Genomic DNA, 17938 nt, shown 5'->3' with positions numbered 1-17938 from the left:
TCAGACCTCCAGGAGGGACGCGGGGACGCCGTCCGGCGTCGCGTTCGCGGTGTAGAAGGCGGGGTCGGCGGCGAGGATCGCCGCGCGGACGTCGAGCAGCTCGGTGACCTTGTCGCCGAGGACGGCGGAGCCGAGCAGGCCCAGGTCGTCGATGTCGCTGCGCACCGCGGCCTCGCCGTCGACGATGTCGAGGATCTCCTCGACCACGATGGCGACGCTGCGGCCGTGGTCGGAGTAGACGATCACCTCGAGCACCTCGCTGTCGGTCTCGCCGTAGGCGCCCAGGTGCCGGTCGAGCCGGACGATCGGCAGGATCGCGCCACGGTACTGCACGACCTCGCGGTTGCCGACGCGCTCCACCGACTCGAGGCGGACCTGCTCCAGGCGGGTGACCGTGTCCAGCGGGATCGCCACCCGGCGGCCACCGCCGATGGCGGCCAACAGCATCCGCTGCCGCTCGGAGTCGGCCGCCGCCGCCTGCAGCGCCGCCTCGCGGGACTCCTGACGCTCGGTGGTCTCGGTGCGCAGCGCCCGGCGGGCGAGGGCCTGGACGTCGAGGATCAGCGCCACCGTGCCGTCGCCGAGGACGGTCGCGCCGGAGTAGAGGCCGATCGCCTTGAGCTGGCCGCCGACGGCCTTGACCACGATCTCCTCGGTGTTGATCACGCGGTCGACGACGAGGCCGAAGCGCCGGCCCTCGGAGCGGAGGACGGCGATGACGACGTGGCCGTCGTGCCGGTCGGAGGTCAGCCCGAGGACGTCGGTGAGCCGGACCAGCGGGAGCAGCTCGCCGCGCAGCCGGTAGACGGGGGCGCCGCCGACCTCCTCGACGGCGTTGGCCGCCTTCTCGGCGTCGAGGGAGACGAGCTCCTGCAGGCTGATCTGCGGGATCGCGTACCGGTCCCCCGCGCACTCGACGGTCAGCGCCGGGACGATCGCCAGCGTCAGCGGGATCCGCAGCCGGCAGACGGTGCCCTTGCCGGGGACCGACTCGACCTCGATGGTGCCGCCGATCGCCTCGATGTTGGTCTTGACGACGTCCATGCCGACGCCGCGGCCGGAGACGTTGGTGACCTTCGCCGCCGTCGAGAAGCCCGGCAGGAAGATCAGCTGCAGGACGTCCTGCGGGCCCATCCGGTTGAGGGCCTCCTGGGTGACCAGCCCGCGCTCGACGGCCTTGGCCCCGAGCTTGACCGGGTCGATGCCGGCGCCGTCGTCGGCGACCTCCACCACGACCTGGCCGCTCTCGTGCCGGGCGCGCAGGGTGAGCACGCCCTCGGCCGGCTTGCCGACCCGGAGGCGGGTGTCGGCGTCCTCGATGCCGTGGTCGACGGAGTTGCGGACCAGGTGGGTCAGCGGGTCCTTGACCGCCTCGAGCAGGGTCTTGTCCAGCTCGGTCTCGCGGCCCTCCATCTCCAGCCGGATGGTCTTCTCCAGCTGCAGGCCCAGGTCGCGGACGACGCGCGGCAGCTTCGACCAGATGTGGTCGATCGGCTGCATGCGCGTCTTCATGACGCCCTCCTGCAGCTCGCTGGCGATCAGGTTGAGCCGCTGCGAGGCGCGCACCAGGTCGGTGTCGTTGGAGCGGCCGACGTACTGGACGATCTGGTTGCGGGTCAGCACCAGCTCACCGACGAGCAGCATCAGCTCGTCGAGCAGGTCGACGTCCACGCGGATGGTGCTGTCGGCGACGGCCCGCCGGGCCTGGCCGCCACCGTTGTCGGCGGCGGGGGCGACGTCGCCCTCGGCGTCCCGCTCCGGGGCGGTCGCCTCGGGCGCGGGGCGGGGCGCGGGGACGGGCGTCTCGGCCACGGGGGCGGGCACCTCCACGACGGGGGCGGGGACGGCGGCCTCGGCGGGCTCCGCGGTCTCGACGGGCTCGGCGGTCTCGGCGTCGGCGACGGGCTCGACCTCGGCGACCGGGGCCGCGGCGGTCGCCGCGCTCGTCGTCGCGCGGGCCGTGGTGGTGGCGCGCTCGGTCCCGGCGGTCTCGGCCGCGGTCACCGGGGCGGGCTCGGCCGCGACCTCGGGGGCCGGCTCGGGCGCGGGCCCGTCCTCCATGGCGGCGCTGATGGCGGCGACGACGGCGGAGACGTCGACCGATCCCTCGCCGCCGGTCGCCTCGATCGAGGCCAGCAGGGAGCGCACGGTGTCGACCATCTGGAGCAGGACGCTGGTCCGGTGGGGGGTCAGCGCCAGGGCGCCGTCCCGCAGCCGGGAGAGCATGTTCTCCCCGACGTGGGTGACCTCCTCGAGGCGGTGGAACGCCAGGAAGCCGCTGGTCCCCTTGATCGTGTGGATCGTGCGGAAGATGCTCGACAGCCGCTCGCGGGAGTCGGGCTCCTGCTCGAGGGCGACCAGGTCGGTGTCCAGCTGGTCGAGGTTCTCGTGGCTCTCGACCAGGAACTCCTCGACGATGTCGTCCAGACCGTCCACGTTGCTCTTCTCTCTCGTCTCCGGCGCTGCGGGCGCTTCGGAGGGGTCATCGGCCGGATGGGGTCGGTATCAAGGCGAACCCGCGCGCCGGCCGTCGTCTGTTCTGTCGTTGCGCGGGCCCGCCGGAGACGGGCTGCGCCCTCCCGCCTCAGCGCGAGGAGGTGCCGCACGGGAACGGCCCGGGAGAACCCGTTGCGACCGGCGCCGGCCGGTACGGACACGGGCAACCTAGGAGCTCCTGGGGCATCGGCGGCCGTGTCGGGGACCGTGTCGCACGACGGCCGCAAGAGAGGTCGGCGACCGTTCTCCCGGGTGTCGACTCCGCCGGTCCCGGAGGGGGCGGAGCGCCCGACCGTGCACCGATCGGGCGCTCCGCCTCCGGTTCTCAGTAGGTGAAGCGGGCGACGCTGGTGCGCAGGTCGGCGGCCATGCGGGACAGCTCGTCGACCGCGGTGCGCGTCTGGGTGAGCGCCTGGGTGGTCGAGTCGGCCGCGCCGGAGACGCCGGTGATGTTCTGGGCGATCTCGCCGGCACCGCCGGCGGCCTCCACCACCGACCGGCTCATCTCGTTGGTGGTCGCGGTCTGCTCCTCCACCGCGCTGGCGATGGTCGTCTGCCGGTCGGAGATCTGCGCGACGATCGAGCTGATCTCCCCGATCGCGGCCACCGCCGCGGTCGTGTCGCCCTGGATCGCCTGCACCCGCTTGGCGATGTCCTCGGTGGCCTTGGCCGTCTCCTGGGCCAGCTCCTTGACCTCGTTGGCCACCACCGCGAAGCCCTTGCCCGCCTCCCCGGCCCGTGCCGCCTCGATGGTCGCGTTCAGGGCCAGCAGGTTGGTCTGCTCGGCGATCGAGGTGATCACCTTCACCACGTTGCCGATCTCGATGGAGGACTCGCCCAGCTTGGCCACCGTCGCCGTCGTGGTCTCCGCCGCGGTCACCGCACGCGCGGCCACGTCGGAGGCCTCCGCCGCGTTCGTGGCGATCTCCCGGATCGACGCGCCCATCTGCTCGGCCCCGGCGGCGACGGTCTGCACGTTCCGGCTGACCTCCTCGGCCGCCGACGCCACCACACCCGACTGGGCCGAGGTCTCCTCCGCCGACGCCGAGATCTGCGCCGACGAAGCGCTCAACTCCTCCGAGGACGCCGCCACCGCGTCCGCCGACGCGGCAACCGACGCCAGCACCCCGCGGAGGTTCTCCTGCGCGCTGGTGAGCGCGCCGGCCATCCGGCCCAGCTCGTCGCGGCCGTTCACCTCCGGTGCGACGGTCAGGTCGCCCTCGGCGAGGGCCTCCACCGACCGCTGCACCGACGTGACGGTGGACACGATGCGTCGGACGACGAAGACGGTCAGCGCACCCGCGACGGCAACGCCCGCGGCCAGGGCGAGCCACAGGGTGAGGACGGCGGACGAGGCGATGGCGCTGGCGTCGTCGGTGTCGGACTGGCCGGCCGCGACCCGCCGCTCCTGCATGGCGTTGTACTCGTCCATCAGCTTGTCGGAGGAGTCCTGCAGCGGGCCGGTGATCAGCGCGGAGGCGGTCCGCAGGTCGCCGGCGTTCGCTGCCGGGACGAGCTGGTTGTCGGCGACCTCGTAGTAGTCGTCGACGTACCCGCGGAAGACCTCGAACGCCTCCCTGTTGACGGTCACCTCGGCATAGGCGTCCAGCTGCGCCTCGATGGTCTCCCGCCGCTCGGCCAGGTCGGCCATGAGGGCGGCCCGGGTCTGCGGATCGGCCAGCGGGTAGGTGTTGAACCGCGATCGATCGCCCTGCCACGAGCGCTGGATGTTCGACAGGTCCGCCAGGGTCACGACGTTCTCGTTGATCCGGGTCGACGCCGCATCGAGGGCGTTGATCCGGCTGACCGCGAGGACGGTCATGCCGACCGCGACCGCGGCGAGCACGGCCAGGGCCGCGCCGATCTTGACGCCGATCGGGCGGTCGGCGAACCAGCCGCCGGACCGGCGGTCGGCGACGGGCGGGGCGGGGGTGCTCATGGGGCGTCTCCTGGACAGGCGGGTGCTCGGCGGGTTCGGGTCTCCGTCGACCCGGCGTTCGTTTTTCGGCAGCGCCCAGAACCATTTCAGGGACCTTGGTCCCTATTCGGGAGATTTCCGGTCACACTGCCGAAAATGGCACGCGACCGCCACTCCGAGGGAAACACGGACACATGTCGACAGTCGCCGTTCGACGCCATTCTCGGCATGGTCGGCGCAAACCCCGCCACTCCTGGCCCTCCTGCAGGGACCCGCCGCGAGCCTGCGAGCGGTGGGGGCAGGAGGGTCCTTTCCCAGGAGCTGAGCGGGCGACGCCCGTGCGCAGGTCGGCGGCCATGCAGGCCAGCTCGTCGATCGCGGTGCGGGCGGCGGCGCAGCGCGGGACGCGTGGTGCGGGTGGTGCCGCGCGGAGGTGTAGGGCGATACAGCACCGGCCCGTGCCGCCATTCGCGGCGCGTCCCGGGAAAGGCGCGGTAGAGCTCGGTCACCGCCTCCCCGTGTCGACTCGGCGCCATTTACGGCTGCCTGCACGCGCTCGTTCCCCGACGGCGGGGAGCCCGTCCTCGAGACGAGGAGAGCGCCCGGCCGGGAGTTCCGGCCGGGCGCTCTCTCGTGGGCGGTGGGTCAGTAGGTGAAGCGGGAGACCCCCGTGCGCAGGTCGGCGGCCATGCGGGAGAGCTCGTCGACGGCGGTGCGGGTCTGGGTCAGCGCCTGCGTGGTCGCCTCGGCCGCGCTGGAGACGCTGCCGATGTTCTCCGCGATCTGCCCCGACCCGCCGGCGGCCTCGGCCACCGACCGGGACATCTCACTGGTCGTGGCGGTCTGCTCCTCCACGGCGCTGGCGATGGTCAGCTGGAAGTCGTTGATCCGCCCGATCACCTCGCTGATCCGCCCGATCGCGGCCACCGCCCCGGTCGTGTCGCCCTGGATGGCCTCCACCCGCTTGGCGATGTCCTCGGTGGCCTTGGCCGTCTCCTGGGCCAGCTCCTTGACCTCGTTGGCCACCACCGCGAAGCCCTTGCCGGCCTCCCCGGCGCGCGCGGCCTCGATGGTGGCGTTCAGGGCCAGCAGGTTGGTCTGCTCGGCGATCGAGGTGATCACCTTGACCACGTCGCCGATCTCCCGCGAGGAGTCGCCGAGCTTGGTGATCGTCGCGGTGGTGGCCTCGGCCTCGCTCACCGCGGCCGCGGCGACCTTCGCCGCCTCGTTCGCGTTCTGGCTGATCTCCCGGATGGAGGCGCCCATCTGCTCGGCACCCGCGGCCACCGTCTCCACGCTGCGCGAGACCTCTCCGGCCGCGCTCGCGACCACGCCGGACTGCGCCGAGGTCTCCCCCGCCGACGCAGCGATCTGCGCCGACGACGCCGACAGCTCCTCCGAGCTCGCCGCCACCGCGTCCGCCGACGCCACCACGCCCGCCAGCACCTCGCTCAGTGCGGCCCGGGTGGAGTCGAGCGCCGCAGCCATCCGGCCCAGCTCGTCGGCGGACTGCACGCCGGTGGCGACGGTCAGGTCACCGGCGGCCATCGCCTCGGCGGTCCGCTGCACGGAGCGGACGGTCCGGGTCATGCGGCGCACGACGAAGACGGTCAGCGCCGCCGCGGCGGCCACCGACGCCAGAGCGGTGACCACCAGCAGGGTCACGGCGGACTCGGCCGCGTCGGCTGCCTCGGCGTTGCGCGCCGCCGCCTCGGCGGACTGGGCCACGCCCTCCACCTCGAGCTCGTCGGCGATGACCTGCAGCAGCGGCTGCAGCAGCTCGGTCTGGACGGCGGCGAAGCCGGCCAGGTCACCCCGGTCGGCGGCGGGGAACAGGTCGCTCTGGACCCGCGCCAGGAACTCGTCCCGGGCGTCGGAGAAGCTCGCCATCGCCTCCTCGTCGACGACGTAGGGCTCGTACGCGGCCAGGCCGGCGAGCACGTCGGCGTTCTTGTCCACCAGCTCCTCCCGGAGCTCGGCGCGACGCTCGGGGGAGGAGACCGCGTACTCGAGCGTCCGGGCGCGGTACGCCGCGTGCCCCCGCTGGACCTCGGAGAGCGCGTTCAGCGGGAGGAGGTTCTCCTCGTAGATCGTCGCCTGGCTCTGCCGCAGCTCCGAGATGCGCAGGACGGCCAGGAGGTTGGTGGCCAGGACCACCGCGGCCAGCAGGGCGACGACCGCCCCGATCTTCACGCCGAGGGGTCGGTCGGCGAACCAGCCGCTGCGGCGGCCGGAGGTCGTGCTGTGGGACATGGCGGGGACTCCTGCTGTCACGGTGGGGGAGTGGAGCGAGCAGCCCGCCACCATTCCTCGGCCGCGGTCGCTACAGCTGGAAAAGTAGGTGCAAGAACCCCTCCGACAACAGCTGTGGCGCGTGTCGCAACCATTCCGATACGCATTCCCGAAGGCCTGTCGAATTGTCGACGACGAGGCGGCGGTGACCGTTCTGGAGAAAGTCGACACCCGCGTCTCGGTGGCACACGACAAGGCCCCGGCCGCGCGACCCGTGCAGGGAGCCGGGCGACGCCGGGTGGTCGCTCCCGCCGCCTGCGAGGCGCCGGTGGTGCTCTCCGTGATCTACCCCGAGTCCCGGCGGCCTCGACCACCGACAGAGACATCTCGTCGGTGGTCGCGGAAGTGCACACAGAAACGGGCCGAGCGGCGTCCCTCACGACTCGGTGACCATTCCGACCGGGTCGACTCGGCGCCTTCTCGCCTCCTCCAACCATTTCCCCCGGAATGCCACGGAGCGCCTGACCGGCGGACCGGTCAGGCGCTCCGTGGCTGGTCACCCAGCGTCTCGCGGGGCCGGGGCGGCGGGGGAAGACGCCGCGCCGGCCCGGGCCGTGCCGCGGGGGAAGACGCGCCACGGACCGGGGTGGTTCAGTAGGTGAAGCGGGCGACGCTGCTGCGCAGGTCCGACGCCATCCGGGAGAGCTCGTCCACGGCGGTGCGGGTCTGGGTCAGCGCCTGGGTGGTGGAGTCCGCCGCCTGGGAGACCCCGGTGATGTTCTCCGCGATCTGCCCCGACCCCTGCGCCGCCTCCTGCACCGAGCGGGACATCTCGTTGGTGGTCGCGGTCTGCTCCTCCACCGCGCTGGCGATGGTCGTCTGCCGGTCGGAGATCTGCGCGACGATCGAGCTGATCTCCCCGATCGCGGCCACCGCCGCGGTGGTGTCGCCCTGGATGGCCTGAACCCGCTTGGCGATGTCCTCGGTGGCCTTGGCCGTCTCCTGGGCCAGCTCCTTGACCTCGTTGGCCACCACGGCGAAGCCCTTGCCGGCCTCGCCGGCCCGCGCCGCCTCGATGGTGGCGTTGAGCGCGAGCAGGTTGGTCTGCTCGGCGATCGAGGTGATGACCTTGACGACGTTGCCGATCTCGGCCGAGGACTCCCCCAGCTTGGCGACGGTCACGGTGGTGGTCTCGGCCGCCGTGACGGCGCGGGCGGCGACCTGGCTCGCCTCGGCGGCGTTCGACGCGATCTCCCGGATGCTCGCGCCCATCTGCTCGGCCCCGGCCGCCACCGTCTGCACGTTCCGGGACACCTCCTCGGCCGCGCCGGACACCACCCCGGACTGCGCCGAGGTCTCCTCCGCCGACGCCGAGATCTGCGCCGAGGAGGCGCTCAGCTCCTCCGAGCTCGCCGCCACCGCGTCCGCCGAGGCGGCCACCGACGCCAGCACGTCACGCATCGAGTCGACGGCTGCGTCGATGGCAGCGGCCGCCCGGCCCACCTCGTCACCCTGGCGAACGCCGGTAGACCGGGTCAGGTCACCGGCGGCCAGCCCCTCCGCGACCGCGGTCACAGCCTGCAGGGGACGGACCACCTTCCGGGCGACCGCCAGTGCGAGCGCCGCGACGCCCAGCGCCCCCAGGGCGATGATCGCGAGGACCATCGACCGGCTGCGGCTCGCCTGCGCGTCTGCTGCCGCGTCGGCGGCCGCCACCCGCGCCGCGACCGACTCCCGGAGCTGCGCGGTCTGCTCCAGGACGTCGAAGTACACCTCGTAACCGGGGCCCAGGATCAGTGCGTCGGCGGCCTCCACCCCCTGCGGCGTCCCCTGGGAGTAAGCCTCGACGACCTGGTCGTCGACGTCGAAGTAGCCCTCCCACGCCGTCCGGATGCCGGCGAAGCTGTCGGCCTCCGCGGCCGTCAGGCGGTCCTCCGGCATCACGTCCAGGCGGTCTCGCAGCACCTCGGCGGCGTCCAGGAAGCCTGCCCGGTTCGGGTTGTCCGGCTGCACCGCGGCGATCGGGTCCATGCGCCGGGCGTCCCAGGCGTAGGCGGTCTGCCATCCGGTCACGTCGGCGTTGGACGTCTGGATCTCCTGGACCGTGGTGAGCACCTCCTGGAGCGCAGTGACGTCGTCGCGGGACTGGTCGGCGTCACCCAGCCCGACGAGGCCGACGCCGCCGGCGAGGGCCGCTGCGGCCATGCCGGCGGCGCCGACGGTGAGGACCCGGCCGCGCACGCCGATGCGGCGGCCGGCTCGGTCTGCGGAGCGTGCGGTGGACATCGGGAGTGGGTCCTCGTGGTCGGGGGAGTGGTCGGTCGGTGTCCGGGACCGGCGCGGCGGGGGAAGGCGCCGCGCCGGCCTCCGGCCGTTCTCAGTAGGTGAAGCGGGCGACGCTGGTGCGCAGGTCCGCGGCCATCCGGGAGAGCTCGTCCACGGCGGTGCGGGTCTGGGTCAGCGCCTGGGTGGTGGAGTCCGCCGCCTGGGAGACCCCGGTGATGTTCTCCGCGATCTGGCCCGACCCCTGCGCCGCCTCCGACACCGACCGCGACATCTCGTTCGTGGTGGCGGTCTGCTCCTCCACCGCGCTGGCGATGGTGGTCTGCCGGTCGGAGATCTGCGCGACGATCGAGCTGATCTCCCCGATCGCGGCCACCGCCGCGGTGGTGTCGCCCTGGATGGCCTGCACCCGCTTGGCGATGTCCTCGGTGGCCTTGGCCGTCTCCTGGGCCAGCTCCTTGACCTCGTTGGCCACCACGGCGAAGCCCTTGCCCGCCTCGCCGGCCCGCGCCGCCTCGATGGTGGCGTTGAGCGCGAGCAGGTTGGTCTGCTCGGCGATCGAGGTGATCACCTTCACCACGTTGCCGATCTCGGCCGAGGACTCCCCCAGCTTGGCGACGGTCACGGTGGTGGTCTCGGCCGCCGTGACGGCGCGGGCGGCGACCTGGCTCGCCTCGGCGGCGTTCGACGCGATCTCCCGGATGCTCGCGCCCATCTGCTCGGCGCCGGCGGCCACCGTCTGCACGTTCCGGGACACCTCCTCGGCCGCGCCGGACACCACCCCGGACTGCGCCGAGGTCTCCTCCGCCGACGCCGAGATCTGCGCCGACGAGGCGCTCAACTCCTCCGAGGACGCCGCCACCGCGTCCGCCGAGGCGGCCACCGACGCCAGCACGTCGCGCATGGAACCGATCGCCTCGTCCAGGGCGGTGCCGGCGCGGCCGACCTCGTTCCGCGTGCGCAGGCCGGTCGAGCGGGTCAGGTCACCGCGGGCGAGGGCCTCCGCCGAGTCCTGCATCCGGCGCAGGCCGAGGGCGAACGAGCGGGCGATGAGGAAGCCGACGCCCAGCGCCGCCACGAGGCCGATGAGCAGCACCGCGAGCAGTGTCGTGCGGGTGCTCTCGTAGCTGTCCTGCGCGGCCACCGCATCAGCCTCGGCACCGGCCTCCGTGCGGGCGGTCACAGCCTCGAGGTCCTCGACCATCTCCTCGGTCAGCGGGGTGATCTTGTCCTTGCGGAGGGCGTTGAACTGGTCCATCTGGCCGGCCGCGACGAAGCCGTCCATCTGCAGCCCGAGGTCGAAGTACTCGTCCAGGTCGGCGAGGAACTCGTCGACCGCTGCGGTCTCGTCCGCGGTGACGTCCGGCAGCTGCTTGTACGCCTCGGCAGCGTCGCCCAGATCTGTGCGGGCCTGCTCACGGAGCTCGGTGTACGTCTGCTTGAGCTCGGGGGTGTTGGCGTAGGAGCGGCTGGTGCTGGCGAACCGGATGTTCATCAGCTGGTAGCGCATCTCCTCGGCCAGCTGGACGCCGACGACGTTCCGGGCGTGCATGTGCTCGGTGCGGTCCGCCGAGCTGCTCAGCGAGTTCAGGCCGAGGACGCCGACGACCAGGGCGGCGACGGCGGCGACGGCGACGGCGGCCAAGACCTTGGTGCGGACACCGAGGTCCCCCCACCAGGAGCGACGGGAGGAGGGCACCGGTGGTGCGGCGGGGGAGAGGGTGGAGCGGGTGGTCATGGCGGTCCTCGGAGGGCGTGGAAGCGGTGGCACTGCACCCCACCCGCCATTCCAGGAATGGCGGTGCCGGTTGAACTCGTGGTGTGCGGCGTCATGGTGTGGCTTTCCGCACGACGCTGTCGCACATCCACCCGGCGTGTCGCACCGAATCGACCAGAAAGGTGGGTGACCTCATTTCTCCGGCCCCTTTGTCGACATGTTGCGCACGTCGCTGCCGACCATTCCCGGGCGGACGGCGGCACATCCTCGCCCCGGCGATCCTCAGCAACCGGATCTGACCCACCGGCGGCCGCTCGGCGGACCACGACGGCGGGGCGGGGGAGCGGACTGCGGGTGCACGGGGATCTCCTGCGATCTGCCCAGGTAGTGGGAACCGGTGACAGGAGTCATCTTTGGAATGGCTACAAGTGTGATGTGGCTCCCACGACGCGCCGTCACCGAATCGTGTCCGGAATGGCGGTCACCCGACCCCGGAAAGGCGTCATGTCGACCGCGGTCGAGCCATTTGCGCGGAACCGCCGATCAGGCGAGGAGCTCGGCCAGTTCGTCGAGGAACGGCACCACCGCGGCGGGGCCCTCGAGCCGGAACCGGGCTGCGGTCTCGCCGTCCCCGACCTTCACCGACACGTCGCCGGGGGAGAGGGCGCGGAAGGCGTCCTCGTCGGTGCGGTCGTCGCCGAGGTACAGGGCCCCGGCGACCCCGAGCTCGTCCCGCAGCCGCCGGAGGGCCCGCCCCTTGTCGGCGTCGGTGACGGCGAGCTCGAGCACCTCCTTGCCGGGCTTCTTCGTCAGTGACGGATCGGCGGCGGCATCGGCCTGGAAGAGCAGCTGGGCCGCCGCGGCGCGGTCCGCCACCTGCCGCACGTGCACCGCCACGCTGGCCGGCTTGACCTCCAGCCGGGCACCGGGGACGGCGGCCACGAGGGGGGCCAGCCGCTCGGCGAGGGCGTCCCGCCGTCCGGCCAGCTCGCCGGTGAGCGGGCCGTCGAACTCCGCGCCGTGGCTGCCCACCCAGCGGTAGGGGCCGGTCAGCCCGCTGACCGCCTGCAGGTCGGCCACCCCGCGCCCGCTGACCAGCGCGACGACCACACCGGGCCGGGCGGCCACGCGGGCCAGCGCCTCGGCGACCCCGGGGGAGGGGACCGCGGCCGACGGGTCGCCCACCAGCGGGGCCAGCACGCCGTCGTAGTCGCTGGCGACCAGCACCGGCCGCCGTCCGGCGAGCTGCCGGAGCGCGGCGGTCAGGTCGGCGGGGACGGCGCTCATGCCTGCGCGCGCAGCGCGTCGAAGAACGAGGTGGCCCAGTGCTCGAGGTCGTTCTTCGCCAGGTGGCGGCGCATGGCTCGCATCCGCTTGGCGAGCTCGGCCGGCTCGGCGCGCAGGGCCCGCACCAACTGGTTCTTGACGCCGGCGATGTCGTGCGGGTTGACCAGGAAGGCCTGCTTGAGCTCGGCGGCAGCGCCGGCGAACTCCGACAGCACCAGGGCGCCGCCGAGGTCGGTGCGGGCGGCGACGTACTCCTTGGCGACCAGGTTCATCCCGTCCCGGTACGGGGTCACCAGCATGACGTCGGCGGCGCGGTAGAGGGCGGCCAGCTCCTCGCGGGGCACCGACTGGTTGATGTAGTGGACGGCCGGGCCACCGAGGCTGCCGAAGACGCCGTTGATGTGCCCGACCTGCTGCTCGATCGTCTCGCGCATGTGCACGTAGTGCTCGACGCGCTCCCGGCTCGGCGTGGCCACCTGCACCATCACCGTGTGCGGGGCCTCCAGGGCGCCGTCCTCCAGCAGCTCCTGGAAGGCGTTCAACCGGACGACGATGCCCTTGGTGTAGTCCAGCCGGTCCACCCCGAGGATGATCTTGTCGGGGTTCCCGAGCTCGGCACGGATCTCCGCGGCCCGCTTCACGACGTCGGGGGAGTCCGCCAGCTGCTCGAAGCCCTTGACGTCGATGGAGATCGGGAACGCCCGGGCGGTGACCGTCCGGCCGTCGTACTCGATGGTCTGGCCGCGGGCGGGCAGGTCGTGCAGCCGCCGGGCCAGCTGGACGAAGTTCGTCGCCGCGTTGGGACGCTGGAACCCGACGAGGTCGGCGCCGAGCAGGCCCTCGACGATCGCCGACCGCCAGGGCAGCTGGGTGAACAGCTCGTAGGGCGGGAACGGGATGTGCAGGAAGAAGCCGATGGTCAGGTCGGGTCGCCGCTGCCGCAGCATCGCCGGCACCAGCTGCAGCTGGTAGTCGTGCACCCACACGATCGCGCCCTCGGCGGCGACCTCCGCGGCGCGGTCGGTGAACCGCTTGTTGACCTGGACGTAGGTGTCCCACCAGGTGCGGTGGTACTCGGGCTTCTCGACCACGTCGTGGTACAGGGGCCACAGCGAGGCGTTGGACATGCCCTCGTAGTAGCGGTCGACCTCCTCCTCGGAGAGCTCGACCGGGATGAGCGACATGCCCCCGGACTCGAACGGCTCCGGGGCCTCGCCGGCCGACCCCGACCAGCCCACCCACGCGCCGCCGCGGCCGGCGACGAACGGCTCCAGGGCGGTCACCAGACCGCCGGGGCTGCGCTGCCAGCGCGTCGTCCCGTCCGGGTCGGTCACCTGGTCGACCGGTAGCCGGTTGGCCACCACGACGACGGGGCTGTCCGCCCGCTCGTTGCCTGTCGATGTCCCAGCCATACCGCCTCCGACCCTACTGACCGCGGTGCCCGGCGGCAGCCGCGGCCCTCGTCACCGCACCAGCAGGTAGGCGCCGGCGGCCACTCCCAGCCCCAGCACGACGGTGCCGCCCGCGTAGGCCAGCGCGCGGGCCAGCGCCCGCTCCTCCACCAGCCGGACGACGTCGTTGCCGTACGTCGAGAAGGTCGTCAGCGTGCCGCAGAAGCCGGTGCCGACCAGCGCGACGACGGCGGGGGAGACCGATCGCAGCCCGAGCACGACGCCGAGCACCGCGCTGCCGACGACGTTGACCGTGAGGGTCCCCAGCACGCTGCCCCGGCCGCGCCGGGCGACCGCGAGCCGCTCCGCGAACAGCCGCAGCGGCGCACCCACGAGGGCACCGGCGGCCACCAGCAGCGCCGTCACGCGACCTCCTCCTCGGCCGCGACCTCCGCGCCCAGGGACACCGGCTGCGGGGCCAGCGCGCGGCCGAGCACCACCCCGGCGGCCGCGGCGAGCACCCCGCCGAGCACGGACACCGCGACGTAGGCCACGGCGGTCGTCCACGCACCCACGTCGGCCAGCTCGACGGTCTCCACGGCGAAGGTGGAGAAGGTCGTGTACCCGCCGAGGACGCCGGTGCCGAGGAACGGCCGCAGCCACGGGTGGTCGGGGTACCGGGCGAACAGCACCCCGAGCAGCACGCCGAGCACCAGGCACCCGGTGAGGTTGACCAGCGTCGTCGCCCAGGGCCAGCCGTCGGGGGAGCGGGGGAGTGCCGTACCGATGCCCCAGCGCGCCAGTGCACCCAGCACACCGCCGAGTGCGGCCATCAGGTACGCCACCCGCGACCTCCCCGGGCATAGGAGGCTGTGCATCCGTCTCGCCGCCTCAGGGCGTATGCATAGCCTCCTATGCCCGGGGCGGCACGTGGGGGGCCGTCGGCGCGCCGTGGCGCTCCGCTTCAGCGGCGGCGCGTCTCCGGGAAGAGCAGGTCGACGAAGCGCTCGACCGTGGGCTGCGGCTCGTGGTTGGCCAGCCCGGGGCGCTCGTTGGCCTCGATGAACACGTGCTCGGGGCCCTCGACGTCGGGCACCAGGAAGTCCAGCCCCGTCACCGGGATGCCGATCGCCCGGCTGGCCCGCACCGCGGCCTGCGCGATCGCCGGGTTCAGCCGGTCGGTGACGTCCTCGATGGTGCCGCCGGTGTGCAGGTTCGCCGTCCGCCGGACGCGGATCCGCTCGCCCGACGGCGGGACGTCGTCCATCGCGTAGCCGGACTCGGCGACCACCTCGGCGGTGGTGTCGTCCAGCGGGATCCGCGACTCCCCGCCGGTGGCCCGCTCGCGGCGCCGGCTGGTGGACTCCACCAGCCGGGTCACCGGGCTGCGGCCGTCGCCCACCACCTCGGCCGGACGGCGGACAGCGGCGGCCACCACCTCGTGGTCGATGACCACCACGCGCAGGTCGTCGCCCTCGACCAGTTCCTCGACGAGCACGTCGGGGCAGAACTGCAGCGCGAGACCGACCGCCCGCTCGAGCGCCTCGGGGGAGCTCACCCCGACGGTGATGCCGCGCCCCTGCTCCCCGCGGGCCGGCTTGACGACGACCTCCCCGCACTCGCCGAGCAGCCGGCGGGCGTCGTCGAGGTCGCCGTCGGCCGCCCGGACACCGCGGGGCACCCGCACGCCGGCGCGCTCCACGATCCGGCGGGTGACCCGCTTGTCGTCGCAGCGGCTCATGGCCACCGCGGTGGTGAACTCCGACAGCGACTCCCGGGTGAGCACCGTCCGGCCGCCGAGGGCCAGCCGCATCTCGCCCCACTCGGGGTCGGTGACCTCCACCCGCACCCCGCGCTCGAGCGCCTCCTCGGCGATGATCCGGGCGTAGGGGTTGAGCTCCTCCAGCCCCGGCGGGCGGGAGGCGAACAGCGGGGTGTTGATCGGGTTCTTCCGCTTGACGCACAGCGCGGGCACCCGCTGGAACCCGAGCTTGCGGTAGAGCGCGATCGCCCCCGCGTTGTCGTGCATGACCGAGAGGTCGAGGTAGGCCCGGCCGCGGCCGACGTAGCGCTCGGCGAGCACCCGCACCAGCGCCTCCCCGGTGCCGGGCGGGGCGTCCTGGGCGTGCACGGCCAGGCACCACAGGCTCGTGCCACCCTCGGGGTCGTCGAAGGCGAGCACGTGGTCGACGCCGGTGACCGTGCCGACGATCGCGCCGGTCCGGCGGTCCTCGGCGACCAGGTAGGTGAACGTGCGGGTCCGGTGGTTGGCCCACATCGTCTCCGCGTCGCCGGTGACCATGCCGTTGCGGGCGTAGATCCCGTTGATCGCCTCCATCTCCGCCAGCGCGGTCACCGTGCGCACGAAGACGCCGCGGATGAGCTCCGAGCGCGGCCGGTAGCGGTGCAGGTCCAGCCGGTAGGTGTAGCTCGGGTCGATGAACAGCTCGTCGGGGGCCAGGCCGACGAGCACGTGCGGGTCGCGGGCGTAGATGCAGATGTCGCGGCGGCCGGTCTCCTCGGCGCGCAGCGCGTCGACGATGCCGCGCAGGTCCGGGAAGGTCTGGCCGAAGACCAGCCGCCCCCAGCCCATGTCCAGGACGGCGTCGGTACCCATGCCCTGGCGCTGGTGCTCCGAGGGCTGCTGCCAGGACCGGCTGGTGAACGAGGGGGTGTCGGTCACCGCCGTCCGGCGCCGGTGGCCGGCGACTCGAGGACTCACCCGGCGCCCACCCCGTGCGACTGCAGCCAGAGCTCGAGCAGGCCCAGCTGCCACAGCTTGTTGCCCCGCAGCGGCGTGAGCTCGCCGTTCGGGTCCGACAGCAGCGCGCGCACGTACTCCGGGCGGAACAGGCCGCGCTCCCGGGCCGCCTCGCCGGTGAGCGCGTCGCGCACCAGGTCGAGGACCTTGCCCTCGAGGTGGGTGATCGCCGGCACCGGGAAGTAGCCCTTGGGGCGGTCGATGACCTCCGGCGGGATGACCCGCCGGCCGATCGCCTTGAGCACGCCCTTGCCGCCGTCGGCGAGCTTCAGCTCCGGCGGGCACATCGCGGCCAGCTCGACCAGGTCGTGGTCGAGGAAGGGCACCCGGGCCTCCAGGCCCCACGCCATGGACATGTTGTCGACCCGCTTGACCGGGTCGTCGACGAGCATCACCTCGCTGTCCAGGCGCAGCGCGGCGTCCACCGCCGTCTGCGCGCCGGCCATCGACATGTGCCGGCGGACGAACTCCAGGCTGGGGTCGCCGTCCACCGTGTAGCGGTCGGTCACCAGGCGGGCCATGTCGGCGGCGCCGCGGTCGAAGAACGCGGCGGCGTACCGCTCGACGGCCTCCTCGCGGTCGACGTCGGCCAGCGGCGGGTACCAGTGGTAGCCGGCGAAGACCTCGTCGGCGCCCTGGCCGGACTGCACCACCCGGATGGACTGGCTGACCCGCTCGGAGAGCAGGTCGAAGGCGACGACGTCGTGGCTGACCATCGGCTCGGCCATCGCGCCGATCGCGTGCCCGAGGGCGGCGGCGAGCTCGTCGGAGGCCACCCGGATGCGGTGGTGGTCGGTGGCGAACCGCTCGGCGATGACGTCGGAGTACTGGAACTCGTCGCCCTCCCGGCCGCCCACCGCCTCGAAGCCGATGGAGTAGGTGGCCAGCCCGGTCTGCCCCTCCTCGGCGAGCAGGCCGACGATCAGGCTGGAGTCCAGGCCGCCCGACAGCAGCACGCCGACCGGGATGTCGGCGACCAGCCGCCGGCGGACGGCGACCCGCAGCGCCTCCTCGATGGCGTCCTCCCAGTCGCGGGCGGACCAGGAGGCGTGCTCGGGACGGCGCTCGTAGGTCGCGTTCCAGTAGCGCTCCTCGCGGGAGGTGCCGTCGGCCTCGACCACCCGCACGGTGGCCGGCGGGAGCTTGCGGACCCCGTTGAGGATCGTCCGCGGCGCCGGGACGACGGCGTGCCAGGTCAGGTAGTGGTGCAGGGCGACCGGGTCGATGGAGGTGTCGACGTCCCCGGCCCGGAGCAGTGCCGGCAGGGACGAGGCGAACCGCAGCCGGCCCGGGCCCTCGGCCAGGTAGAGCGGCTTGATGCCCAGCCGGTCGCGGGCGAGCACCACCCGGCCGGTGTCCCGCTCGTGGATGACGAACACGAACATGCCGTGCAGGTGCGAGACGACGTCGGTGCCCCAGTGGTGGTAGCCCTTGAGGATCACCTCGGTGTCGCTGGTGGAGAAGAAGCGGTAGCCGTGCCCCTCGAGCTCGGCGCGCAGCTCCTTGTAGTCGTAGATGCACCCGTTGAAGACCGCGGTCAGGCCCAGCTCGCTGTCCACCATCGGCTGGGAGCCGTGCGGGGACAGGTCGATGACCGACAGCCGGCGGTGCCCGAAGGCCACCCGCCCGTTGCTCCACATCCCCTGCCCGTCCGGGCCGCGGGGGACGAGGGCGTCCACCATCCGCGCCACGGCGGTGGTGTCGGCCAAGGAGCCGTCGAACCGGATCTCGCCGGAGAGGCCGCACATGCCGTCGATCCAACCCCACGTCTCGGGGCCCCGCGACGGGGCGGGGAGAACGTCACACCGACGCAACACGACCCGGTTCCACGTGGAACAGCCGGCCCCGCCGGC

General features: G+C 73.1%; 11 protein-coding genes. All 11 read right to left on the bottom strand.

Going from position 1 to position 17938, the window contains the following annotated elements; all coding sequences use genetic code 11:
• Complete coding sequence (locus ACI789_RS09905) at nt 1-2436, bottom strand: chemotaxis protein CheA (protein WP_457008488.1); 2436 nt, start codon at nt 2434-2436, stop codon at nt 1-3.
• A 385-nt stretch (nt 2437-2821) separates the two neighbouring features.
• A complete protein-coding gene (locus ACI789_RS09900) occupies nt 2822-4435 on the bottom strand; it encodes a methyl-accepting chemotaxis protein (protein ID WP_457008486.1) in 1614 nt (537 codons plus the stop codon).
• 624 nt (nt 4436-5059) lie between these two features.
• On the bottom strand, nt 5060-6667 hold the full coding sequence (locus tag ACI789_RS09895; protein ID WP_457008484.1) for a methyl-accepting chemotaxis protein: 1608 nt from the start codon (nt 6665-6667) through the stop codon (nt 5060-5062).
• A gap of 630 nt (nt 6668-7297) precedes the next feature.
• The gene (locus ACI789_RS09890) at nt 7298-8932 is read right to left on the bottom strand and encodes a methyl-accepting chemotaxis protein (RefSeq protein WP_457008482.1); all 1635 of its coding nucleotides are present in this window, start codon (nt 8930-8932) and stop codon (nt 7298-7300) included.
• A gap of 91 nt (nt 8933-9023) precedes the next feature.
• On the bottom strand, nt 9024-10667 hold the full coding sequence (locus tag ACI789_RS09885; protein ID WP_457008480.1) for a methyl-accepting chemotaxis protein: 1644 nt from the start codon (nt 10665-10667) through the stop codon (nt 9024-9026).
• 522 nt (nt 10668-11189) lie between these two features.
• Nucleotides 11190-11933, bottom strand: coding sequence for a trehalose-phosphatase (otsB, locus tag ACI789_RS09880; RefSeq protein ID WP_457008477.1), 744 nt, complete (start codon nt 11931-11933; stop codon nt 11190-11192).
• Nucleotides 11930-13345 (bottom strand): alpha,alpha-trehalose-phosphate synthase (UDP-forming), encoded by a 1416-nt coding sequence (locus ACI789_RS09875; RefSeq protein WP_457008475.1) that lies wholly within the window; start codon nt 13343-13345, stop codon nt 11930-11932. The genes otsB and ACI789_RS09875 overlap by 4 nt, the downstream gene beginning before the upstream one ends.
• Nucleotides 13346-13396: 51 nt before the next feature.
• Nucleotides 13397-13750, bottom strand: a complete 354-nt coding sequence (locus ACI789_RS09870; RefSeq protein ID WP_456921000.1) for a fluoride efflux transporter FluC — start codon at nt 13748-13750, stop codon at nt 13397-13399.
• Nucleotides 13747-14169 (bottom strand): fluoride efflux transporter CrcB, encoded by a 423-nt coding sequence (crcB, locus tag ACI789_RS09865; RefSeq protein ID WP_457008472.1) that lies wholly within the window; start codon nt 14167-14169, stop codon nt 13747-13749. The genes ACI789_RS09870 and crcB overlap by 4 nt, the downstream gene beginning before the upstream one ends.
• Nucleotides 14170-14288: 119 nt before the next feature.
• A complete protein-coding gene (gene ngg, locus ACI789_RS09860) occupies nt 14289-16046 on the bottom strand; it encodes an N-acetylglutaminylglutamine synthetase (protein WP_457008470.1) in 1758 nt (585 codons plus the stop codon).
• Nucleotides 16043-17833, bottom strand: a complete 1791-nt coding sequence (locus ACI789_RS09855; RefSeq protein ID WP_457008468.1) for an N-acetylglutaminylglutamine amidotransferase — start codon at nt 17831-17833, stop codon at nt 16043-16045. The genes ngg and ACI789_RS09855 overlap by 4 nt, the downstream gene beginning before the upstream one ends.
• Nucleotides 17834-17938 lie beyond the last annotated feature (105 nt).

It is taken from the genome of Geodermatophilus sp. SYSU D00965 (assembly GCF_054050075.1).
Note: the sequence above shows the minus strand (reverse complement) of the source record. Positions and strands in the feature narration are given on the sequence as shown.

Coding starts and splice junctions, on each gene's coding strand:
- ACI789_RS09900 (WP_457008486.1), bottom strand. CDS start 4,435: ATGAGCACCCCCGCCCCGCCCGTCGCCGACCGCCGGTCCGGCGGCTGG.
- ACI789_RS09895 (WP_457008484.1), bottom strand. CDS start 6,667: ATGTCCCACAGCACGACCTCCGGCCGCCGCAGCGGCTGGTTCGCCGAC.
- ACI789_RS09890 (WP_457008482.1), bottom strand. CDS start 8,932: ATGTCCACCGCACGCTCCGCAGACCGAGCCGGCCGCCGCATCGGCGTG.
- ACI789_RS09885 (WP_457008480.1), bottom strand. CDS start 10,667: ATGACCACCCGCTCCACCCTCTCCCCCGCCGCACCACCGGTGCCCTCC.
- otsB (WP_457008477.1), bottom strand. CDS start 11,933: ATGAGCGCCGTCCCCGCCGACCTGACCGCCGCGCTCCGGCAGCTCGCC.
- ACI789_RS09875 (WP_457008475.1), bottom strand. CDS start 13,345: ATGGCTGGGACATCGACAGGCAACGAGCGGGCGGACAGCCCCGTCGTC.
- ACI789_RS09855 (WP_457008468.1), bottom strand. CDS start 17,833: ATGTGCGGCCTCTCCGGCGAGATCCGGTTCGACGGCTCCTTGGCCGAC.